The sequence below is a fragment of the Phormidesmis sp. 146-33 genome (assembly GCF_052939515.1).
Window position 1 is genome coordinate 1 of the sequence record NZ_JBJPHU010000130.1, and the last position, 17,679, is coordinate 17,679.

The following is a 17,679-nucleotide window of genomic DNA, read 5'->3' on the forward strand; positions in this document are numbered from 1 at the left end:
AGGATCGTTTTCCAACCTAACCTTCACGTTTGACACAATCTATTTGACAAACCCGTAAAGATGTCAAACCAGTCCTATCGCTGTAGCCAGTAGACTTCCTGCACGAATCATAATAGATGCCTTCCGACTAAAGTCAGGGCTACAAGAACAAAGCGTGCCTTCGCGCACTAAAGAAGTATTCGTGCTTTAGAATTGGCTTTGAACAACAATGGCTCCTTAATCCACATAAAAAATCAGGTGGAGCCATGACCCCACCCATTTATTGAGCTTACATTGAGCTTTAACTGACTAGATGTTTTTCTCGATAACAGGACGGCCTTCTGTGTCTACATCTAGTTCTTCTCGGCGAAGCTGTTCTTCAGCAGTAACAGTCTCTTGCTCAGTGACTTTTCTAACCTGCACTTCTTCACGCACAAACGCCTCTTTATGAATGTCGGGCGTTTCTTCATAGACCTCTACTCGCGCAACTTCTCCTTCTTGGAAAGCATACTCACCCGGAGAAACCGCCGTTTGTGCCGTTGCAGCAGTTCGCTCGACTACTACGCGCTCTTTTTCAATCGGAACAGAAACTCGTGCTGTCTCAGTTTCGACCCGCTTTCCGACAGTGACTTCGCCCGTTTTTTCGCGATGCTTAGTTGCAATCAGACGCTCTTCATACAGCTTGAGGTAAGCATCTTGAGCCGCGTGTTTTGCTTTGTCCCAACTTAGCCCAGTGTTAGCATAATTTGTTTCATAGGCGCTCTTTAGCTCAGGTTCGATCTCTTCAAACGTTTTGCCTGTCTCAGCATGACGATCGAAGGCTTCATAACCAGTCTTATAGGCAGGTGCATAATCATCGTAGGTTTTGTCTGCCTCAACATAGGGGCGAGACGTGTGCTGTGTTCGCCAGTGTGCATCTTCTGTAGTGGGGTCGATCGCTTCAGCCGCACCTTTGCCAAATAGCCCGCCCCCGACTGCTCCGATCGCGGCTCCAACGACTGCCCCAACAGGGCCGCCAACTACACCACCGATCACTGCGCCTACTGAGCCAGCTCCTGCTGCACCAATTCCAGTTCCGACAGGGTGAGCACCAGGTTCTCCTGTAATGGGATCAAGATTTGCATCTGGTTCGTTGAGATTTTTTTTAGAGTCACTCATGATGTTGTCCTAGTAATGTTTTGAGATTGAAATTTCAAACAAAGCTATCAGCAGAAGCACCAACTAAAGACTCAACGCCACAGCTACTACGAGGAATGGATATTAAAAAACCTGGTTGTCAATAGCCTGTGGAACAAACCACTGTCAAGCCCCTATAAGGTAGTCGAATGCTTTGTCAGTCCAGCTAATTAAGTGTTGTGTTGCGCTTGTGTTGCGCTTGCCTTCCCAAGCAGTCATGCTGAAGCTAATTTACAAAAAGATGATGTTTTGAACACCTATCCACAGGAGTACAAAGCAGAAAAACCGATATCCACAAAGATCAGTATTCGCGCTGCGGAACTGCTCAATGTTATTTTCAGCAATTACGAACGGATGAATATCCTCATCTCCTAGCAGAAGTACAGAATTTTGCTGTCGAGGCGATCGCTCCCAACCTCTTCTGAACCTATAGTAAGCTTCTAAAGCGTTAGCCAACATATCTAGTTAGACTTCAAGAATCGCTCTTATCAGTATCTAAGATTTCTCCTACTCCGCCAATAACCTCTTTCTTAATTTTGGCAACCTTTTGAGAAAACTCTTGTCGCTGAGATGCAGTAAGCAAGTTATGGTAAACAAACCAACCCACATAGATGATACCAACTAGCTCAAACAAAGGTGAAAGAATTGGAATACTAGTGGCAACGCTAAGAATTCCGCCCAGCAAGGTCAGGAGTAGGCTTAAACCAATCAGTGCTAACAGCACCCAGCCAACCGCTTTGAGAATTGGAAGATAGGGTTTCAAGAACTCAGCGCTGTAATTGATCGGGTCACTCAGAAATTCTGAAGTTTTAGCTTCTAGCAACTCTTCAGAAGAAGTCTCAACAGTTGTCTTTTTAGAGGGAACAGGGTCACTAATGGGGATGTCAATAACAGTGGTTTCAGTTTTTACTTCAACAATGTTTTCGGTGTTTGTAGACATGAGAAATCTCCTGATTTAAAACAATTGATTTAGGATAATTAGACAACAGTGAGGGCAGATTCTACTCCGCCCCCAATATTGGAATTAGAACAGTGTCCGAACCGCTAAGAAGCCCGCGATCGCAGACGCTGCCAAAGAAGTTAAAGCCGTTCCAAATAGCCACCAAGCTGCCGTCGCCGCTACTTTTTGAGTTTCGATCGCTTGCTTTTTAGCTTCACGCTGAACTGCTTTGATGCGTTTTTTGGCTTCTAGTTGAATTCGTTCAGCCCGATGTAATACACTGTCTCGCGTTGATTCGATCTGATTGATAATGCGATTGGCATCCGCTTCGGAGATATCTTCACGAGAGCTAAGGACGGCAACCAGCGTATCGCGATCGAACTCTCCTAGCCGCGACCTCAAGGCCTCAAATCCAGCTTGAGGGTCATCAAACAAAGTGCTGAAATCTTGCTTAATGCCTTCATAGCTCAGTTCCGGGCGCTCTAGAGAATCAAGATAGCTGCGAATCTTGCCAAATACAGTGTCGATCGTAGATTGAAAGGTTTGCTGAACTTTCTGAATCTGCTCCGTCACTGCTTTGAAGTTTGACTCAACCTGATCCGCAATTCGGTTTGCTTCTTCTTCACTGATGTCTTCGCGCTGAGAGAGCAAAGCAACGAGTGTAGAACGATCGAAGCGAGACAGGCGCTCACCTACACTGCTTAACCCGGAGCGAGGATCTTGAAGTAACCGTTGGAGATCCTGTTTAATGCCGTCCGGGTTCAGTTCTTCTTTTTGAGTATTTCGCAAGTAGCTTTCGAGACTGGCTTCAAAGTCTACCGCTTGTTTTTGGGCACGTTTTGCCAACCGACGCGGCGCTTTGATCGTGTCACGAATGGCGACTTGCACCTGGTCGATCGCTTGGTTTACTTGCTCCTCCGTCAAGTTACCTTCTTGGGTGAGCAGTTTAACCAATGTTTCACGGTCAACCTGAGATAGGCGCGAACGAAGGGCATCGGTTCCTGCTTTTGGGTCATTTAGCAGCGTTTGTAAGTCGCGTTGAATGCCGTCTGGATCGAGTTCTTTCAGGTCTATCTTACGCAAGTAGTCAGCAATCACAGTTGTCGTTTGTTCGTATTGCTCTTTTGCTTTGCCTGCTAGTTTTTGCGGAGCTTGCAGAATGCCAGTACGAACTGATTCAACTTGATCCAAAACTTGATTGACTTGCTCTTCACTCAGGTCTTGACGTTGACTAAGGAGTTGAACTAGGGTGTCACGATCGAACTGAGAAAGGCGTGATCTCAAAGCACTGAATCCGGCTTGAGGATCATCAAACAAGGTTCTTAAATCTCGCTCAATGCCTTCTGGGTTCAGTTCTTCTTTGTTGGTACTCCGCAGATATTCTTCAACTTTGCGTCGAAGTTCTTGTGCCTCAGACTGGACTCGCTCCTGAGCTTCTTTGGCCTGCGAGAGAACAGTATCGCGGGTAGATTCAAGCTGACCAACAATCTGATTAGCCTCTTCAGGATTGATGTCTTCGCGCTGCCCCAGTAGCTTTACTAGCGTGTCGCGGTCAAGCTGTCCCAACCGATCGCCCAATGCCTCTAAGCCCGCTTCTGGGTCTTCTAATAGCAGTTTGAATTCACGCTCGATCGCTTCTGGATTGAGTTCTTCTTTGCCTGTTGATTTTAGATAATTCTCAACTCGACTGCGAAGATCTTGCGCTTGGTTTTCCGATTCAGCCTGTTGTACAGAACTGAAAACTTCGACCCGAACGGCTTCTAGTTGATCAGCAATGTCTTGAACGCGATCGGGTGTAAACCCTTCTCGACGTGAGAGGATTTCAATAAACGTGTTGCGATCGATGTCTTCTAATTCTCGACGAATCGCACCTGCATCAGCTTGCGGATCAAAGATGATATCCCTAAATTCTTGCTTGATGGTTTCCCGGTTGAGATGCCACGGAGGAGACGACAGTAAGTAGCTTTCAAGGTCAGCCTGAATGACACTAAAAGGCTTTGAATTCGCTGTCTGAGTGACCTGGTTGCCCAGCTTATCTGCTGACCCCTGTAATGTGTCTTTCAGCTTTTGCAACTGACCTGAAACTCTCTCAACATCCAGATCAGAAAGGTTAGTATTCTGCATCACTTGACTGATCAGGGCACTCAACCCAAACTGTAGCGCCCGATTGGTCAGGCTACTTCCTGGATTTGCTGTAGACACTGTTTTAGCCAGTTGACTAAGTTGGCTTGTCATCGCTTCAGAGGTCAGGTCTTCAGGCTTGGCTGACTTTAATAAGTTGTCAACTGCTCTACAGAATCTTGTGGGTTTTCTGATGGACTAACTACCGTTTTCCAGGCCCTTTCTAATTGATCCGCAATGCGATCGACATCTTGCTTTGAGAAATCCGTACGACTGCTCACCAGATTTACAAATGATTGACGGCCAATGTTCCTCAAGAGATCGCTATCCGCCAGATCTTTCAGATCAGAGTCTTGCAACAACTGCTCAAACTGACCTCTAATTTCATCCAGATTTAACTTGGGCAACTGCAAGTTACTTAGAGAGCTTTGCAGCGTTTTTTGAATGCTATCAGGGTCAATTCCAGAAGTTAGTTCTCGACGCACTGCTGCCGTAATTTCTTCGGCGGTCGAGACAGCCTGACTTTTAGCAACATTAGCCCCGATCGCCGCTGTTGCAGTCCCCATCATACCCTGAATACCAGAAGCCGCCGTGTTAACCACAGAGCCAACCAGGGAACCAACTGCACCTGAACCAAGCCATACGAGCAGCGAGAAGTAAGTAGACCAGATGACAACACCAATGATCGCACCTAGAGCACTACTTCCAACTAAGCTCAGTTTTACAGCGAGAAAGCTGGCAGCAAATAGAGCGATCGTTACGGTTAATAGGGCCCAAATCCCAACCTTAGATTCCGTTTTGCGAATAGAGGTGCCCAGACTATCTGAATCATCGTCGTCTGAATCGGGTAGCGTGCCTGGAGTAGCTACGATCGCAACTGATAAATTGGTCAATAGAAACTGAAACGCAAACGCCATCATTACTCCAGCCAGCAGTGAGACTAAAAACTGAGGGCTAGAAAAAACAAAGGCTGTCTCTTCTACAGGCACTTGTCCTACTATTAAATTTGTTAACTGAAACATGATACTTTTCCCATTTTGACTTTATTGACTAGAGCTACTGTTCGCGCCTCAGAACCTTTGATTTTGTCTGACTGCGGTTCGCTTGCACTCTAACTTAGAAAACTTCTATTAAAAATTTCCCAAGTTCAATCTCGTAGCGTCTCGGTTGTGATGGGGGCGGTGCTACATTTGGTAATTCCTTTTGTGGGAGTAGACCTAGAGAAACAAAATGCGAGTCGTTCAACAAAACCCGCATCCTATGCACTGAGGCTTTTCTGGCTGATTCGCCCAATTACAGAAGCCTTATTGTTAGCTGAACTGTTAACTGAGTCATTTATTGTTGCTGACATAGGAAATCAGAGGAAATCAGGAACACTATGGAGATCTCAACGTGAGGCGGTTTAGTGGAGTAATCTCCCCAACTCCCCTTAAAGAGGAACCTGAAGAAGTTGCAGACCGCGCGGCGTTGCTGATTGAAGGGATGAATCTGTGGGAAGTGTCAACTTTTCCGCCCCCTAAATCCCCCAAAAATGGGGGACTTTGAACATTTAGTTCCCCTTCGCATTAGGGCAATCCATCCCGTGGTTCAGCAATGCTCAGACCGCGCTACTTCTGGACGATGCCAGAGTAAGGATATCAAGCTTCAAATTCTCCTTATCGAGTCGCTCTCACAGTGGTTTGAGTTGTCTCTGGACGGCGCGTACCGATCGAAGCACCCAGCAACGACGCAATCAATCCTAATAAAGAACCAATCGCAAACGACCAACCCCCTCTAGCAACATCTCCAGCAACGTTTCTTGTTTGTTCAGCCGTCGCGCTAGGTACATTGTTCGGTATACTCGCACCGCTCTGCTGCACCTGATTGACAACTTCTCCAGCGTTTGAGGCTACTACCCCAAAGGCACCTGACACGCCACTGGTTACTAACCAGGCACTCAACGCTAAAGTCGTCGCCCAGAGAATAGCCCCATTCAACAAAGCAGACTTACGACTCATCGGGCCACAAGCTCGCGCTGTTACCCATCCCCCAATAAACAGAGAGATTAGCAGACTAATAATCGACCAGATCCCGATCGCTGATCCCACAGCTCCTAGATCAGACCGAGGCGACCCAGAATTCGCAATTCCAGACAGGCCGATCGCTGCCCCTAACGCACTCAAGACTAGCTGAGAACTCAAGGCGATAACCAGCCCCGAAAAGATTGGCCCCCATCGGACGCGATCATGATAATCTGCTGTGGCGGCTACTGGCGTATTCGTAATATAAACGTCAGACGGTTGAATCGCTGGGTCATCGTTAGCCCTTCTTACGGGATCATCAGAGTAGGTCATGTTTTCCTCCAGCCGTACTACTTAAAGTAAAATACATTGACTACTTGAACTGTAGAAACCTGCTCAGGAAGCAACACCAATCTTGAGAGATAGTTGGTGGGTAAGTTTAAAGTTCTTAACCAACCAATAACCTGAGCAATAATTCGAGTGTGTTTGAAGTGATTAGACCCAAGAGAGTAAGTCTGACTTAAGAGGGAGGAGACCAGTTTTTTTGAAGTCTAATTTTAAGTAAAAGTAGTTCAAACACTTTAGGTAAAAAACAATGGCACTTCATAGAATCAAAGATTTTGACCCTGACTATCGCAGTCATTTTGAAGAGCAAAAATACATTCTGGAGTATGACCTCTACTCTGGAGATGATAAGGTTGGCTCCGTCAAAGATTTGTTAGTAGATGAAAATGGTAGATTCCGTTATCTGGTCGTTCACACGGGTAACTGGATCTTCGGTAAAAACGTCCTACTTCCGATCGGTCGTGCCCAAATCGACAACAAAAAGCACTGCGTCTATGTCAATGGACTAACTCGCGCTCAAGTCGAAGCACTTCCAGAGTATCAAGAAGGTGCCACAGTCGATTACGACCAGGAAGAGCAAGTTAGAGGTGTGTATCGTCCTATGATGGCTGCTCCGTTGGATGCGTCTGCTCCTTTAGATGCGTCTGCTCCCCTGGATGCTGCCCCGGCTGTTGCTGCTCCTGCTGCTTACGATCGCAACACCTACAACTATGATCAGGATGCTAACTTGTACAACTTGAACGAGCAAAACCACGAAAGCCTTAAGCTGTATGAAGAGCGATTGATTGCCAACAAAACTCGCCAAAAAACAGGTGAAGTTGCTATTGGAAAGCGCGTCGAAACCGAAACTGCACGAGTCTCTGTCCCTGTTGAAAAAGAGCGTGTTGTTATTGAGCGCACAACTCCTGTCAACGCTGGCACGACGGTTGCCCCGGATGCGGATGCATTTGCTGAAGGTGAAGTTGCACGAGTTGAAGTCTATGAAGAAACGCCCGATATTCACAAAGAAGCGTTTGTGCGGGAAGAAGTGCGAGTTAGAAAAGAAGTTGATCAGCAAACCGTTCAAGCAGAAGAACAGCTTCGTCGAGAAGAACTGGATGTGAATACTCAAGGCCGTCCAGTTGTGGATAAAGGAACCGACTCACGTTCTGGAAAGCGATCGAAGTAGCCGCTCTCATGCTAGTTAAGTAATCCTTGACACTCAGAACCGTTGCGGGCAGGGCTATTTATTGGCTCTGTCTGCCTTTGTAAAACCATCAGCAGATTGCGAAGTAGCGTTGTTTTTAGGTCGTTACATCTCGATTGTTTGAAGTTGTGGAGTACTGCATCTCAGGTCTCTCAATCCCTGACGTTAGCTTGAATCCAGGTTCCTCCCTTTTTAAGGAAACCGGAGAGAGTCTGATGGCTAGTAACTGACTAAAAATGTTTATTTGAAATCTACTGATTGTCTAAAACTTGAAATTTATTTAGCGTCGATCGCATGAAAAGAACTCACACAAGAGAAGCTCTAGTTGCGGCTCATGCAAGCTTCTACACGAAGTTCAGCAGATGTGAACGAGTAGTTATTAGAACCTTGACACAAAGGCTGAAGTTGAAGCGATCGTGAGACCAAATAGCGGTTTTAAGGTTAAGTGGAACAAGCCTACTAAAGCAAAATTCGGTTTCTTTTATCTTGTTTCCTTTTATCTCTTTCTAACGTTAACATCTTGGTTCAGAATTTAATATGAATCTCTTAAAACTACGTCCTGAAGACTGTTCGGCGTTCGGACGGCTCATTTTGCAGTACCTTCAGGAAAGCCCACAGACCAACATGAGTGAGCTTTCCAGGCGGGTCAACATTTCACGGGCTGGGCTAGGTTGGATCTGTCTTAAGCGTAGCGGGCCAGACGAAGAAACAGCAAAAAGAATTGCTCAGGTGATTGGGGCTGACATGACAAAAGTTGCTCGTCTTGTCTACGAAAACAAACTAGAAAACCTGGCAAATTTAGGTGAATTAAACTATACAATCAAGCTAGATCGAAACTTTATTAAAAGCCCCATTCCTCCAGAAGATGCGATCGCTGGGTTAAACTCTGTCTTTCATGCGTTTCACTACATTATCCGAAGTATTCCTGAGTCCGAAAAGCCTTCTGACTTCCAAATCTACAAACAAGCCCACGAGGTTGTCAAGTCACAGGTTTTGAAGGGCAGAAAAGCCTCTAAAAAGGGAATTGAGGACTAACAAAAAGACTTCCTCGAATCATAGATGCCCTCCTGCTATTCGCTTCGCAGGCACCTTCGGCAACAGAGCACTCTAGCGACTACCGGGAGACGGCTACGAGAGATAGTGGGATTCTCAACGTTTAGTTCGTATAGACCGGGAGCATCCCAATTGTGTAGCACAGTCTTTCTGCCCCCTCTCCCCAAGGAGCGGAAACAAGAGATCTGACTCCCTTCTCCCTGGAGAGACGGGCTGGCAAAGCTCTCGCTCCACTTCGTGAGGAGGGCAATCCGAGAGTTTGCACAATTAGGATGCTCCCGTATAGACCTCTCTTGGAATCCAACCTGATCCCTTGAAGCATCTCTGAAGAATCTAAGTATCCAACTTTGCTGGAGTTGGTGACTTTTCTCATGGAAATAGCCTTAACTCCTAGAGCCGATCTTTTCCGACTGACATCCCACCTGCAACTCTGTATGCTGAAACAGTACTAGTAATGGACAGGTGCCAGGTTTCTGGAAACAGCTACGCCCGTTGCTATTAATAAGATCAATTTTAGTTGTTGAGTAGATTATAGATAGGAGTTTCTATGTCTGTCATCGAAATTTATAGTGCTGCGCTTTGTCCTTTTGCCCATCGATCGCGCTTAACTTTGCTAGAAAAAGGCATTCCTTATCAGTTGATTGAAATCGACCTGCAAAACAAACCTGCTAACTTCAAAGAGATTTCTCCTTACGGCAAGGTGCCTGTACTTAAGCATGGCGCTCAGCGAGTGTGGGAATCAACCATCATTAATGAATACCTGGATGAAATTTTTCCAGAACCTCCATTGTTACCCAAAGAACCTAGTCAACGTTCTCAGGCGCGAATTTGGATTGATTTTGCTGATACCCGGTTGTTTGCTGCATCTGGAAAGTTGTTATATGGCTCCGATCAACAGTCTGCCACGATCGTAAAAGAGTTGATCGAGCACTTCCAGTTCATTGAGCAGGAAGGGCTACAGAAGATGTCGGCAGAGGGCCCTTACTGGTTTGGTAAAGCGATCAGCTTAGTTGATTTGACCTATTACCCTTTGTTTGAGCAATGGGCAGTGCTGGAACACTACCGAAACGTGCAATTGCCGCCCGGACTTGACCGCTTAAAACAATGGTGGAAAGCTGTTGCAAGCCGTGAAACCGTGAGGTCGATCGCTAAACCTTCGGAGTTTTATGTCGATCGATATGGTCAGTTTGCTCAGGCTCGTCAAGCCCAAATGGTAAATCATTCTATTAAGTAACTTTGAAAAATCAGAGGAAACATGGACTTCTCCCATTCGCTGCTATTATTTTGTACGCTACTTACCTTCTATGTACTTGGTGTGATCTGGTTTGTTCAACTTGTGGTCTATCCGCTTTTTGCTAGAGTCGGCTCGGCGGAATATGTTGCTTATCACCTATTCTACACAAGTAGAATCCCCTTTCCAGTCATTCTTCCAGGGTTTGCTTCCTTCCTCTTGCCCATCGCCCTGATTTTATTCCATCCTGTGTCGGTTCCCCTGTGGATTGTTCTGGCTAACGTCGGATGTGGGCTAGTCTCATTGATTGTGACTGTAGCCTTAGAGATACCGCGCCATAGTCAACTAGAGAGCAGTGGCAAGCAGGCGATCGTGATCGATGAGCTGATCCGCTACAACTGGCCTCGCACTCTGGGAATTACTAGCTCTGCTGCTCTAATGCTCATGATGCTCATATTGGCGTTCTCACCAGCCTAATTTGCTCGCTCACTCCATCCAGTATTCATTGTTTTTGGCTTGTTAAAGTGGAGGCTAAAGTATGGATGCAGAGATTGTTCCTTGCTCTGTTCAACATCTGGAAAGCTTAATTGATAATACAGATGCCTTTTCAAAGACCTATGGGCTTTTGGTAGCCGATGGATACATGCCTTTTGAAGGGGCACTTCAGTATATTCTGAAGCAAATCCAAACTTCGCAAATTCGCCATCCTTGGCTACCCTATCTGTTTCTTTTTCGTCCTGACCAAACTTTAGTTGGATTTGGAGGCTTCAAGTCAGTGCCGGACTGTGAGCGTAGGGTTGAGATTGGTTACTCTGTTGCTCCAAGTTATCAGGGTAAAGGAATTGCAACATCGGCAGCACGCCAGCTTATTAACATAGCGTTCGAGTCAGGTTCCGTTGATTGTGTTTACGCTCACACATTGGCAGAACCTAACGCCTCAACAAGCGTATTAACAAAGTGTGGAATGACTCAAGTCTCAGAGATGGTTGATCCCGATGTCGGACATCTGTGGAGATGGGAAATTAGTCAGTAGTAGCTAGCATTAAGACAAGTAGGGCGTTACTCAACTGCTATTCAGCAAAGGCTGCGTTTTACGATCGAGGCTAACCACAAATCGCTTTCAGGTTTAAGTAATTTCTGAGTTAAGTGCTGTATCTCATTCAAGATTCAGAGAGATCAATAGCTCGAACTAAGCAGTTTCAAAACGCTACTCAAACAATTAGCAATTACTAAACAACCTGTATTGAGGTAAACAAATGGGACGTTACATCTTTAATGAAACTTTAGCGAAAATGGTGCCTTACTTTGGGTTACCAACGCTGCCAATTATGAGCAATGAGCCGATCGTGCTTGACTTTGCGATCGACACAGTGCGGCAGGTCATTCCTGATTTTCCCCAGGATGGCAACCTGCAAGTTACCTTTGTGCGTAGCGTTGTGCGGCAAGTTACCTTTCGTCCAGACTTTCCAGCTAAGAAGTTGTTTGCTTTTCTGTTTGGCTATCAGCCTGCGACTGAGATTAAGGTGTCGGTCAACAATGCCAACACAGGGCTGTACAGTGATATTCGCTGTCTGGGCGATGGCATCCATGTAGAAACACAAATGACCGGAGGCAGAGATAACTATGTTCGCTTCTCCTACACTGAAGATTTTGTTGCTCCTTATGATTTGCTAGAAGCTCAACAATATAAGCTTGGTTCGCTGGATTACGTCACAGAGACAAAAGATAATGAATATCCCTGGTTGTCTGAGCGACAGGTGACTGAGGCTGATATTCAAGGGGTTGATGTTACGCAGCTTTATATTATGTTTCATTCGATCTATGCTCGTAAAGGACTCATTTACTACAATGATTTTCTAAAACGAGTCTTTGAAAAACAACCCTGGTACCGTCCCCTTTATCAAGTCCAGCAATTCAAGCAAAACGGATTACCAAAGCTGAGTGAGATTGAGCAGTCCAACCTTGACTTTCTGCGCGATCGCTTCTGGAATAAGTTGTAGGCTTCATCAAGCGATTACCCATGCCAATTTTATGAGAGATGAAGTAGGTCTGAGCGATCGTGCGGTGGTTGAGTTAATGCAATCAGTTCTTCAAAACAGTAGTGGTTGGCGAGGTCTGTCAATGCTTGAATGAGGTGATCCTGTGGCTCAGGAATTTGCTCAATTAACTGAAGAACTTGCTTGGTATTAATGCGGAGGGCTGCTTGATGGAGTTGGTTGATCCAGTCGATCGGCATCTCTGCCAGGTCAGCAACCGTGAGTGAATGAGACGGTGAGGATTGGTTGTTTTGTTCATCCGCATAGAGGTATTGAACGCCTAAATGTTCAGCTATTTTTTCAAAAACGGTGGTGGTTTGAATAGGCTTACGCACAAAGTCGTCAAAGCCCAAAGCCATCGCTGTCAGGCGGTCTTCTTCAAAAGCACTTCCGGTCAAGGCGATGATTACAGGTGCTTGGTTGCCTGCTGCTTTGATCTGCCGAGTTGCCTCAAACCCATTGAGAACGGGCATTCGTAAATCCATCCAGATTAAGTCAGGTGACCAACTTTGCCAAAGGTCGATCGCGGCTTGTCCATTAACTGCTTCCTGCACTTCAAAGCCAACAGGAGCTAACAACTCAAGGAGAAACCGTCGATTTTCGAGTTTGTCTTCAACAATTAGAATCCGACAAGGGGGGTGTTTTTTGTCTAGTCCAACCACTTGCCGATGGGGGATTGGTACAGGCAGAGCATCCCAGGTGACGGCGTGAGTGCAAATCTCAAATGTAAAGGTTGAGCCTTGTTCGGGTGTGCTGTCTACGCTCAGATTGCCTCCCATCAGCCGCACAAATCGATCGCTAATCGGTAATCCAAGCCCAGTACCTTCTTGCGCCTTGTAACCTGCCTCGGTTTGTACAAATGGCTCAAAGAGGCGATCGAGATCAGACGCAGTGATGCCACAACCTGTATCTTCAACACTAAAGCGCAGAATCGGGTCAGGGGTTTGGTCAGAGTTGACTCGTACCGTCACGCTGCCGATCTGGGTGAACTTGATGGCGTTGCCGATTAGGTTAACTAGAATTTGCCGCAGTTTGCTTTCATCAGCGTGAATGTAGTGAGGTACATCCGGCGATCGCTCAAAAATTAGTTGTAAGCCTCTAGATTGAGCTTTGAGGGCAAACATTTGCTGAAGTCGATCGAGTAGCCCATACAGGTCAAAATCGGTCTCATTGAGAGTGATGCGCCCTGCTTCGATTTTGGACATTTCTAACACATCATTGATTAGAGTTAGAAGGTCTTCACCACTGCGATTGATGGTATCAAGATAGTCTTGCTGTTGGGGATTCAACGATCGACTTCGTAACAGCAGTTGGGTAAAGCCAAGAATGATGTTGAGTGGCGTTCGCAGTTCGTGGCTCATGTTGGAGAGAAACTGACTTTTGGCCAGGTTAGCGGCATCTGCGGATTCTTTGGCTTGTTTGAGAGCCGCTTCAGTTTTTTTGAGCTTACTGATATCACGGGCAACCCACAGCACTGCTTGATCAGACAACGGTGAGACACTAGCCAAAAACCAGGTTTCGGGATGGGCGATCGAGGCGCAGTATTCCACAAAAACATGCTTACGAGTGCCATCAGGGTTGAGAGGTTGCTGACGGAGGTTTAAGGCTTGCTGAATCGCATGAGTGATTAGGTTTGCGATCGATTCGGGTAATACTTCGTGAACGGTTTTGCCAATGAGATCGACACCCGGTTCATCCGTAACGGATTGCGTCTGCATATACTTCAGATAGTGACCCTCTGAGTCGAAGACAACTACGACATCACTCATCGCGGCGAACATTAATCGAAGTTCTGTTTCGGAGGTTTTCAGGGCGGCTTCTGCTTTTCGACGCTCTTGAATTTCTTGCTGAAGCTGAGTGTTCTTTTCGCCAAGTTCTGTGGTTCGCTGCTCGACTCGGCTTTCTAATTCTTCGTTGGTTTTTGCCAGGGCTGAAAAAGATTCGCGTAGCTGCTCGGCCATTTGATTGAATGACTGTGCTAGTCCATTGAGTTCAGTTGTGCTGCTGACAGAAACCGTTTGATCTAGATGTCCAGCCGCGATCGCTTTGGCAGCACTTCCCAGTCGAGAAATCGGTTGGGCAATCCAGCGAGCCGTCAAAATTCCCAAAGCTGTCGCCAGTCCAAACGCACCGAGACAAAGCACGATCGTCGTTCGAGTGTTAGCATGAATTTGATCCATGAAGTCGCTTTCTGGAACCACGACAATAATCAGCCAGTCCAATCCCTGAACCGTTTTTAGCGGCACAACCTGAAGAAATTGCCGTTGTCCCTCAACCTCAAAATCGAGTTGTTGGGTTTGAGTAATCTGAGACAGGTTGCCAAAGCGCTGTTGTAGGTACTCTGTTGTTTGTCGGGTTAAGCGATCGCTACTTTCTAATGCTTTGACACGAACTGGATTTTGCTGATTGAGCGGGGCGGTTGGATTTTGAATGACATAAGGTCGTTGAGTTGCAGAACTTCCGACGAGCAAGCCTGTCTGACGTTCGAGAATGAAGGTTTCACCCGATCGCCCAATCTTCAAACTCTGTAGAAATTGACCAATTCCAGTTAGCGAAAAATCTACCGAAGCTACCCCTACTAGCTGGTTGCGATTGTTATAAATCGGCAAGCCCGCATTCAACACATACTTAGGTGTGGCAAACAGTCGATAAATTCCGCCCCAGGTTGCTTTCTTGGACTTAACAGCCGAACTGTACCAGGGACGATTCCGGGGATCATAGTTAGGTCTGGCTCTCAGGAGTTTAGTGCGATATCCAGGGCGATCGGCAGCATAGATGCGAATCTGATAGTCGGTCGATTTTCCGGCAACTTTTACTTGAAAGTTATTGTTGTCATCTCGCTCAACCGCCACATGTTCTCGTGATTCTGACCCAAGCTGGACGGCGGTCACCGTGTCAAAGGTCTCAAGCTGATACCAGAGGTGTTGTTCTAAGGCTGCTAGATTTTGAATATCAATTTCACCCAACCGAACTGCATTTGCGTTGAGTTCATTAATCTGATGGGGAGTTTCTACATAGGTTTGCAGGTATTGTTGAATTCGAGCCGTAATCTCACTTCGCAACTGTACTGCAACCTCATTGACAGCCTGTTGTCCGTTGCGAATGGATAACCATCCAGTTAGCCCCACTGCTAACGATATCTGTAGAATAAACGGCACAACCAGAACGCGGCGCAACGGCATACTTTGGGCAAGCTTTGAGAAGCGATCGATGAGAAGGCGCATCTGCAAACTCCTTGTATTCAAAGGCACCGTTAGAAGTCAGTGCTAATCCAAAAATCCCTAAGCCTGATGAACTTTCTCAGCATAATGTAACAAGCGTTTCAAGTAAACTCACGCATCTGGGTGATAAAGTAGCGAAATCTAGGCGATACCATCGCTGAAGCTAATTCTTCACCTCAAGGTTAGAGCGTCTTGAAGGTAATGTTTCTTCATGTTGCAATTATTTTTTTCTTGATCGCAGATCGTAAAATTGATCTACGTCTTGTACAACTATTACGCTTTATATAAGAACAGATTATGTAGAAACAGAGTATGTAGAAACAGATCGACGAATTTAGCAACGCTGGTTTTTAGACGCACCCTTCAATCCTTAATCTCTATAAATTCTATGGCTGTCACCATTTGCAGTTTTTGTAGGAATTCCGTCTTGAGCGCTGATGGTGTTAAAACAATATGAACGCTAAAGGAGACATTCTAATCGTTGACGACACATTGGATAACCTTCGTCTCTTATCTGCAATGCTGGCTGCCCAGGGATATGAAGTACGGAGTGTCACCAATGGGTCGATCGCGCTGATCGGAATGCAAACTCAGCCACCTGATCTCGTTTTACTGGACATCAACATGCCCGGAATGAACGGCTATGAAGTGTGTCAGCGTCTCAAATCTAATGCTCAACTCAAAGAAATTCCCGTCATTTTTATTAGCGCTCTAAACGAAGCAGTCGATAAAGTAAAAGCTTTCTCAGTGGGCGGCGTTGACTTTATTAACAAGCCTTTTCAAATCGAAGAAGTGCTGGTTCGCATCGAACACCAACTCAAACTTTGCCGCCTACAGCGACAGCTTCAAACCCAAAATCATCAATTGCAGCAGACTCAGGCAGACCTGCAACGATCGCTCGACCAGGAGCGCGCCCTCAACCAACGGATCGAAGCAATGGCGGCTCTAGAAGAGCGCAATCGTATTGCACGAGACATTCACGACTCACTGGGGCATTCTCTCGTCGCGCTCAACATTCAAATGGAGGCCGCCCTGACGCTCTGGGGGGTAGACACCGATCGCGCCCGATCGACGCTAATCGAAGCCAAAAAACTCGGTTCTGAAGCTCTGGAAGCGGTGCGTCACTCGGTGTCTGCGATTCGTTCTGATCCCCTACAGGGACAACTGCTCGAAGGCGCGATCGTTAACCTTGCTGAGGAGTTTTATCACTTAACGGATGTGATGCCAGAGTGCCAAATCGATCTCTCTCAACCCCTTTCTACTGCAATCAATCACGTTGTCTACCGGATTATTCAAGAAGGGCTGACTAACATTTGTAAATATGCCGAAGCGACGATCGTTCAGATTCAGATTGAGACTACGGATGCAGGTTTGTCGCTCACTCTGCAAGATAATGGAAGAGGGTTTCAACTAGATCAAGCCACAATGGGGTATGGACTCCGAGGAATGAAAGAGCGATCGACTGCGCTGGGCGGACAACTACAGATCATCAGCAATCCGGGTGCGGGGTGTCAAATTGTCGCTCACTTTTCTAGAGAAAACCATCCCTTCAACAATGGAACTTAATTGCCCTATTGCGAGGCATTTACGATGATTCGAGTCCTATTAGTAGACGACCAGGAAATTGTCCGGCGAGGGCTGAAGATCTTGCTAGAAACAAAGCCTGACTTTCAAATTGTCGGTGAAGCAGAAAACGGTCGATGTGCGATCGCACAGCTTGAAGCCCTACAAAAGGTCACAACGGACACGTCCTTTCCGGATGTTGTGTTGATGGATATTAGAATGCCTGTGATGAATGGAGTAGAAGCTACACAGGTAATTTGTCAGCAGTTTCCAACGCTCAAAGTGTTAGTTCTCACGACTTTTAACGACACAACCTATGTTGCAGAAGCGCTACACTTTGGCGCAAAAGGGTATTTGCTCAAAGATACTCCTACCGATGAGCTTGCCCAGGCGATCCGCGCGATTCATCAGGGCTACACTCAATTTGGGCCAGGAATTGTCGAAAAAGTGATTGCTGAAGCGCCCGTCTCAAAACCAGAGTCACTCCCTCCAGGCTTGACGGAACTCACCGACAGAGAGCGAGAAATCCTACGATCGATTGCCACGGGCGCAAGTAATCGAGAAATCGCCCAAACGCTCCACCTGACCGAAGGAACCGTGAGAAACCACATTTCGCACATTTTGACCAAGCTAGATTTGCGCGATCGCACTCAGGCATCGATCGTGGCTAACTCTTATCGCACCTGGTTAACGTAATACCAAATCCACTAGTTACTGATACAGATTCTCGCCCCCTAAATCCCCCATTTTGGGAGACTTTGAAACGGCTTCCCTGATAGGTTCTTTTCAAATCTGAGAGATAGAAATCGGTTAATTAACTGATTTTTT

Annotated in this window: 14 protein-coding genes; 8 read left to right on the forward strand and 6 right to left on the reverse strand. The window is 46.3% G+C overall.

The genetic code is table 11. The features are described 5' to 3' along the window. Window positions 1-288: 288 nt before the first annotated feature. The 5 genes from ACJ2PR_RS30545 to ACJ2PR_RS30565 all read right to left on the reverse strand — a co-directional run bounded on the left by ACJ2PR_RS30545 (window position 289) and on the right by ACJ2PR_RS30565 (window position 6,549). The gene (locus ACJ2PR_RS30545; protein ID WP_446879812.1) at window positions 289-1,137 is read right to left on the reverse strand and encodes a YsnF/AvaK domain-containing protein; all 849 of its coding nucleotides are present in this window, start codon (window positions 1,135-1,137) and stop codon (window positions 289-291) included. A 490-nt stretch (window positions 1,138-1,627) separates the two neighbouring features. Further along, window positions 1,628-2,095, reverse strand: a complete 468-nt coding sequence (locus ACJ2PR_RS30550; RefSeq protein WP_446879813.1) for a CAAD domain-containing protein — start codon at window positions 2,093-2,095, stop codon at window positions 1,628-1,630. Window positions 2,096-2,179: 84 nt separating this feature from the next. Then, the gene (locus ACJ2PR_RS30555) at window positions 2,180-4,330 is read right to left on the reverse strand and encodes a hypothetical protein (protein ID WP_446879814.1); all 2,151 of its coding nucleotides are present in this window, start codon (window positions 4,328-4,330) and stop codon (window positions 2,180-2,182) included. 35 nt (window positions 4,331-4,365) lie between these two features. Then, complete coding sequence (locus tag ACJ2PR_RS30560; protein WP_446879815.1) at window positions 4,366-5,238, reverse strand: hypothetical protein; 873 nt, start codon at window positions 5,236-5,238, stop codon at window positions 4,366-4,368. A gap of 633 nt (window positions 5,239-5,871) precedes the next feature. Then, a complete protein-coding gene (locus ACJ2PR_RS30565; RefSeq protein WP_446879816.1) occupies window positions 5,872-6,549 on the reverse strand; it encodes a hypothetical protein in 678 nt (225 codons plus the stop codon). A gap of 262 nt (window positions 6,550-6,811) precedes the next feature. Here ACJ2PR_RS30565 and ACJ2PR_RS30570 point away from each other — a divergent pair, with 262 nt between their 5' ends. The 6 genes from ACJ2PR_RS30570 (at window position 6,812) to ACJ2PR_RS30595 (ending at window position 12,031) form a co-directional block, all read left to right on the forward strand. Continuing rightward, window positions 6,812-7,729 (forward strand): DUF2382 domain-containing protein, encoded by a 918-nt coding sequence (locus ACJ2PR_RS30570; RefSeq protein WP_446869800.1) that lies wholly within the window; start codon window positions 6,812-6,814, stop codon window positions 7,727-7,729. Window positions 7,730-8,284: 555 nt separating this feature from the next. Next, complete coding sequence (locus tag ACJ2PR_RS30575) at window positions 8,285-8,782, forward strand: winged helix-turn-helix transcriptional regulator (RefSeq protein ID WP_446879817.1); 498 nt, start codon at window positions 8,285-8,287, stop codon at window positions 8,780-8,782. Between the two features lie 565 nt (window positions 8,783-9,347). After that, window positions 9,348-10,034 (forward strand): glutathione S-transferase family protein, encoded by a 687-nt coding sequence (locus tag ACJ2PR_RS30580; protein WP_446879818.1) that lies wholly within the window; start codon window positions 9,348-9,350, stop codon window positions 10,032-10,034. Between the two features lie 21 nt (window positions 10,035-10,055). Continuing rightward, a complete protein-coding gene (locus tag ACJ2PR_RS30585) occupies window positions 10,056-10,508 on the forward strand; it encodes a hypothetical protein (RefSeq protein WP_446879819.1) in 453 nt (150 codons plus the stop codon). Between the two features lie 61 nt (window positions 10,509-10,569). Further along, complete coding sequence (locus tag ACJ2PR_RS30590; RefSeq protein ID WP_446857976.1) at window positions 10,570-11,064, forward strand: GNAT family N-acetyltransferase; 495 nt, start codon at window positions 10,570-10,572, stop codon at window positions 11,062-11,064. A 223-nt stretch (window positions 11,065-11,287) separates the two neighbouring features. After that, complete coding sequence (locus ACJ2PR_RS30595; RefSeq protein ID WP_446879820.1) at window positions 11,288-12,031, forward strand: YARHG domain-containing protein; 744 nt, start codon at window positions 11,288-11,290, stop codon at window positions 12,029-12,031. 29 nt (window positions 12,032-12,060) lie between these two features. On the opposite strand, the gene ACJ2PR_RS30600 is transcribed toward ACJ2PR_RS30595, so the two are convergent. Then, window positions 12,061-15,291 carry an ATP-binding protein gene (locus tag ACJ2PR_RS30600; RefSeq protein ID WP_446879821.1) on the reverse strand — a complete coding sequence of 1,077 codons (3,231 nt, stop codon included), beginning with the start codon at window positions 15,289-15,291 and terminating at the stop codon, window positions 12,061-12,063. Window positions 15,292-15,741: 450 nt separating this feature from the next. On the opposite strand from ACJ2PR_RS30600, the gene ACJ2PR_RS30605 reads away from it, so the two are divergent. Together ACJ2PR_RS30605 and ACJ2PR_RS30610 are read left to right on the forward strand one after the other, a co-directional pair. Continuing rightward, window positions 15,742-16,854, forward strand: coding sequence for an ATP-binding response regulator (locus ACJ2PR_RS30605; RefSeq protein ID WP_446869793.1), 1,113 nt, complete (start codon window positions 15,742-15,744; stop codon window positions 16,852-16,854). Window positions 16,855-16,878: 24 nt separating this feature from the next. Next, window positions 16,879-17,547, forward strand: a complete 669-nt coding sequence (locus ACJ2PR_RS30610; protein WP_446879822.1) for a response regulator transcription factor — start codon at window positions 16,879-16,881, stop codon at window positions 17,545-17,547. Window positions 17,548-17,679 lie beyond the last annotated feature (132 nt).